Source organism: Lacticaseibacillus pantheris DSM 15945 = JCM 12539 = NBRC 106106, assembly GCF_001591865.1.
In the GTDB taxonomy this organism is placed as follows: domain Bacteria; phylum Bacillota; class Bacilli; order Lactobacillales; family Lactobacillaceae; genus Lacticaseibacillus; species Lacticaseibacillus pantheris.
The window spans coordinates 1-4,920 of the sequence record NZ_BCVS01000140.1; the positions used below are offsets into that span (position 1 = coordinate 1).

The 4,920-nt window shown below is 48.6% G+C and carries 4 protein-coding genes; 1 reads left to right on the top strand and 3 read right to left on the bottom strand.

Annotated elements, in window-relative coordinates:
- Positions 1 to 265: 265 nt before the first annotated feature.
- The gene (serS, locus tag LPA02S_RS10645; RefSeq protein ID WP_054650249.1) at positions 266 to 1,549 is read right to left on the bottom strand and encodes a serine--tRNA ligase; all 1,284 of its coding nucleotides are present in this window, start codon (positions 1,547 to 1,549) and stop codon (positions 266 to 268) included.
- Between the two features lie 650 nt (positions 1,550 to 2,199).
- On the opposite strand from serS, the gene LPA02S_RS10650 reads away from it, so the two are divergent.
- Positions 2,200 to 3,717: a helix-turn-helix domain-containing protein gene (locus tag LPA02S_RS10650; RefSeq protein ID WP_056956804.1), complete on the top strand. Its 1,518-nt coding sequence runs from the start codon at positions 2,200 to 2,202 to the stop codon at positions 3,715 to 3,717.
- Between the two features lie 98 nt (positions 3,718 to 3,815).
- Here the strand turns inward: LPA02S_RS10650 and LPA02S_RS10655 are convergent, their stop codons facing one another.
- Complete coding sequence (locus LPA02S_RS10655; protein ID WP_054650240.1) at positions 3,816 to 4,373, bottom strand: hypothetical protein; 558 nt, start codon at positions 4,371 to 4,373, stop codon at positions 3,816 to 3,818.
- Positions 4,374 to 4,540: 167 nt separating this feature from the next.
- Complete coding sequence (gene rpmG / locus LPA02S_RS10660) at positions 4,541 to 4,690, bottom strand: 50S ribosomal protein L33 (protein WP_054650238.1); 150 nt, start codon at positions 4,688 to 4,690, stop codon at positions 4,541 to 4,543.
- Between the last annotated feature and the right edge of the window lie 230 nt (positions 4,691 to 4,920).

Sequence of the window (4,920 nt, forward strand, 5' to 3'; positions counted from 1 at the left end):
GAGGCAACTTAGATATCTTAGCATCCGTCGTTGTCAGTGTCAATACATTTTTTCGAATGATTATTCGATGTTTTGCATTAACGAGATGAGCATTCGTTGCTCGGGCGTGGCTTTAGCTGTTCGCCCTGAACAACATAAAATATCTTACCAGCCACCACGGCCAGCGTCAAGCACTCTGTGCGACTTATTTGAACTTTTATTCAAATACGAACGAGAGTAAAAGAAAGCAGATAATCATTCGATTATCTGCATAAATACACGTGTTCTATTTCTCTTTGCCAATTATTGTTTGTCCTGCCATGTACGGTACCAAGACATCAGGCACCGTCACGGTACCATCCTCATTCTGATAATTTTCCAAAATGGCAGCTACCGTACGCCCGACGGCCAAGCCGGACCCATTTAATGTGTGCACTAATTGTAACTTACCGTTATCGTCGCGGTAACGAATGTGGGCACGCCGGGCCTGGAAGTCAGTACAGTTACTGCAGCTAGAAATCTCCCTGTACGTATCTTGTGCGGGAATCCATACCTCAATATCGTAGGTCTTGGCGGAAGTAAAACTAGCATCCCCCGTGGCCAGCGTAATTACGTGGTATGGCAAATTTAACTTTTGCAACAAGTCCTCGGCGTCATGCGTCAAGTTTTCCAATTCTTGCCAGGAATCTTCCGGCTTCGTTACTTTAACCATCTCGACCTTATTGAACTGGTGCATCCGGATCAGGCCTCGTGTATCGCGGCCCGCACTTCCCGCTTCAGAACGAAAGGCCGGCGAAAGCGCCGTTACATTAATCGGCAACTGCTCTGCATCAACTACCGTATCGCGGTAATAGTTAACCAATGGTACTTCCGCCGTTGGGATGAGTGTTAAATCACTGTCCTCGTTTGTGACTGTGTAACTGTCACCCACAAACTTAGGAAATTGACCAGTGCCGAACATCGAGTCGTCGTTAACCAGGTACGGTGGTAGCACCTCCGTATAGCCTTCCTTATAGTGTTCATCCAAGAAGAAGTTGTACACTGCCCGTTCCAAGCGCGCACCAGCACCCCGATAGTATACAAAGCGACTGCCAGAAACCTTGGCCGCATTTTCAAAATCTAGAATGCCGAGATTTTCGCCCACTTCCCAATGCGGCTTAGGGGTAAAGCCAAAGTCGCGAATCTGCCCCCACTTACGTTCCTCGCGGGCATCATCCTCATTCAAACTAGCCGGAGCCGAGTCATCAGGGATGTTAGGCAACCGTACAAGAATATAGTTGGCCTTTTCTTCCAGCTCAGCGACAGCCTTGTCCTGCTCCCCAATTTCCTGACCCACATTCCGCATTGCGGTAATTTGTTCACTGGCGTCTTCGTGAGCACGTTTCATTTGTGCAATGGCACCGGAAACCCGGTTACGTTCCGCCTTCAGCTCTTCAACTTTGGTCAACGCCGCACGACGCTGCTCATCATACCCCAGCAGCTCGTCGATTTCCTCAGGCTTAATTCCCCGCTTAGCTAACTCGGACTTAGCCCAGTCCGTCTTTTGCCGTAATAATTTGATATCTAGCATGTCTTTCCTCCATTTACGTATCCAATCACTACAAATACTGACATTATATAGAAGTTTACCTTCCGGCCAGCCAAGACTAACCGCAAATTTTGTACACAAAAAGCCCTCCGTCAATTGGGACGAAAGGCTCCTTTTCCGCGGTACCACCCATGTTCACCAACCATTATGCCTGGTGCACTCTTTACGGGTAACGGCCGTCTCCGTGTGGCTCTCACCACCCACTATCACGCTGGACTTAGCGATACGGGCTTTGCACCAACCGCCCGCTCTCTTAATCGCCTATATGCGCTTAATAACGTGTTTAACTCTTACTGTTAAAATACCGCAATCCCAATTGCAATACAAGTGCCCAATCGTAAATAGCTACAACCTGAACTAGACAAAGTCGAGCCCCCACCTTCCATCGTTCATGCGCCAAACGCGCGCCTCATCGTTAGCACCACTAACACGGCCCCAACCCATCCCCTCAATATGGGTAAGTCCTACCGCATTACAAACACCATAACTATTTAATGCAACTACATTTCCACCATAAGATCGGCCTAGCACGAGCCACCAGGCATCCGTACAGATAACATCTACACGTTTTTTCTGATATAATGACCGTTGTATAATTGCAATACCAAATGGCCCATGGAGGGAGTTTAGTCATGCTGTTCGAAGAGGTCTTTCTAGAAAACGCAGACATTCAAAAATTACGCATGTTCCGCGTGCTCAAGTCCATGGACGAGTCTGGCTTTACCATCACCGACCTAGGTAACCACCTACATATATCGTATCAACAGAGCTACAACGTATTCCAAGAATTACTCAATGACATTGAAACAATCACCGGGCGCTCCGGTCCCACAGTGAAGAAGAACGTACTGGCGGGGGATTTTTTACCCGTAACCATTGACCAATACCGGCTGTTCTTGCTGCAGGAATCAATTCAGTTCCAGTACCTGGACTACATCATACAAAGTCGCTCGGCCAATACCGACCGTTTCTGCCAGGATCACTTCATCTCACGGTCCACCTTAGCCCGAAAAACCACACCTTTGCGCACCATGCTGGAGCTACATGGTATCAAACTATCTTTTAGCAGGCCCGGATTCAGCGGTAGTGAACAAAACATCCGTCAGTTCCTCTATATTTTTTACTGGCTTTGTTTTCGTGGCGTTGAATGGCCATTTACCACCGTCCCTCAAAACCGGATTGCTGAGCGGTACGCCCAACTTCCTCAAGTCGGTATGAATACCATTGACCGACTGCGCAACCTATTAATGCTGGCCGTTGCCGATTTAAGAATCGCACACGGGCACACCCTAGGCCCCATGCCTACGTGGGAACACCTTTGGAATCATAGCGAGTTGGTCACCGCTCCGATTAACCAACAATGGTATCCCCGACTGTCGCGCAGTGAATTAGCGCGCGAAAACCAGTTTTTGGCCTTTCAAAGGGCCATCGAGTTCAACTTTACGCATGACCACCACGCTTGGGCTCCCCTGTACGATACCATCATGGGTAACGACAACGTTATCCACCGTTACGTGGACGCTCTAGTTGATTGCCTAGAAAATCACCGCCGTAACGGGGCCACGCTCACTGTAAAAGACGATCCCGTGCTCGTGACTAATTTTATTAGGGTCGCACTAGCTAACATTGTTGGTGGGCCAAACTTTCCAACCATCATGGGCATGAACGACCCCGAAAGCGAGCTGTACACCCACAGTAACATCTACAAAACACTCGTCGCGGCCCAACCAACCATCATGTTGCAGCTCGGACTCGACCAACAATATAGCGTCACGGCCTGTCAGCAAATATGTGAAGAACTATGCTACCTCCTGGCGCCCCACCTGACCGACTTTGAGTGGGAACAAATGGTTAACTGCCGCATACTGGTGACAAACAACGACTTTAACAGCCGGCGTCTAGCCACCTTCATTGGCAACATGAGTTTTGTCCACATCATGCCTGAAACAGAATCCGACCAGCCGGCCGACCTCATCATCACTGGTGTGGACGACGCCAAATTGTTCCAGGCGGAAGCATCCGACCCACAGCGCGTGTTCGTGTGGGCCACGGATGTCAGCGGATCCGACTTTTACCGCCTCTTCATCACCGTCGAGGAGCTGATGTTTAACAAGCTGGGCATTCCCTTTACATCACACCAGATCATCTAGCGTGGATTACTGGCACCTGCCACAGGCCCACAGCATCAAAATAGCGTTCAGCCGAGTCACGTAACTCAGCTGAACGCTATTTTAATGGATATCCCAACCTAATCCGACTGCACGGCCTTGAAAATTTTGCCGATTCCGTGCTCCGCATCCATTGTGGTCACGGTGAAACCGAACTTATCGAATATGTGCGTAATTTTCTCAAACTTATCACGGTCGAACGAACTAATGTTACCGTCAACCTCCTGGACGTCGTACTTCTTGATGAGGTTCAACAGTGCCGTGACCGCCAACTGAGCAAGGCCGAGGTTCTGGTAATCAAAGAAGGCTAGCCGGCTTTCACTGCCCAGCGTCTCCAACACGGTGATGTGAACCGCATGGTCCCAAATATTCAGTTCAAATAGTAATTGCGACTGGTAGTCAGCCTTGGAATGACCGTACTTATCAACATTTTTGTACGGAGTGTAAACAAAGATGGATGCCGTCTTACGCTTCTGGTCGTCACGCTTGATGTCGGTGTACACGATATACTGGGTTACACGCTCGTCGCCATCAGTCATGGGCTGGTTCATGCTCGCCAATACCGTGTACTGCGGATTGTCCTCAATCATGGCTAACCGCTTTTGGTATAACTCCGTATATTCTGCCTGCGTGGTCATTGTAAATCCCTCCATGTCGCTATTTACCGTCATTATACCATTCTTTCAGTACTTCTTGGGGTATTTTCGCAAACGGTACCAACATCAATCAACAAATGTAATTAAATGTCCAAACAAAAAGCCATCCAGAGAAAATTTCCCCAGGCGGCTTTTATTAGTGGTATCAATTACTTAACTTCGGTGAAAACCACGCGCTTACGCAGCTTTGGAGAGTACTTCTTCAGCTGCAGTTTTTCTGGTGTGTTGCGCTTATTCTTGGAAGTCAGGTAGATACGTTCGCCGGTTTCGGCGCATGCGAGTAAAATGTTGTTCCGCATTTCGTTCACCTCATTGTGTTTTAGTAACTCATTAAGTTTACCGAATCATGGCAAAAAGTCAAGCCGTCAGGCAAAGATACCGGCTTCAATTACAATCGTGTCATGATGATAGTTATAGTCGAACAAATCATTTGTAAATTCGTTTGCAAGTGTGGTTATGGCCGGTTGGGGGTGCCGTGGGGTGCGGAGACGACTGGACCCGGAACGGTGACCGCTGTTAGGGAACGCAC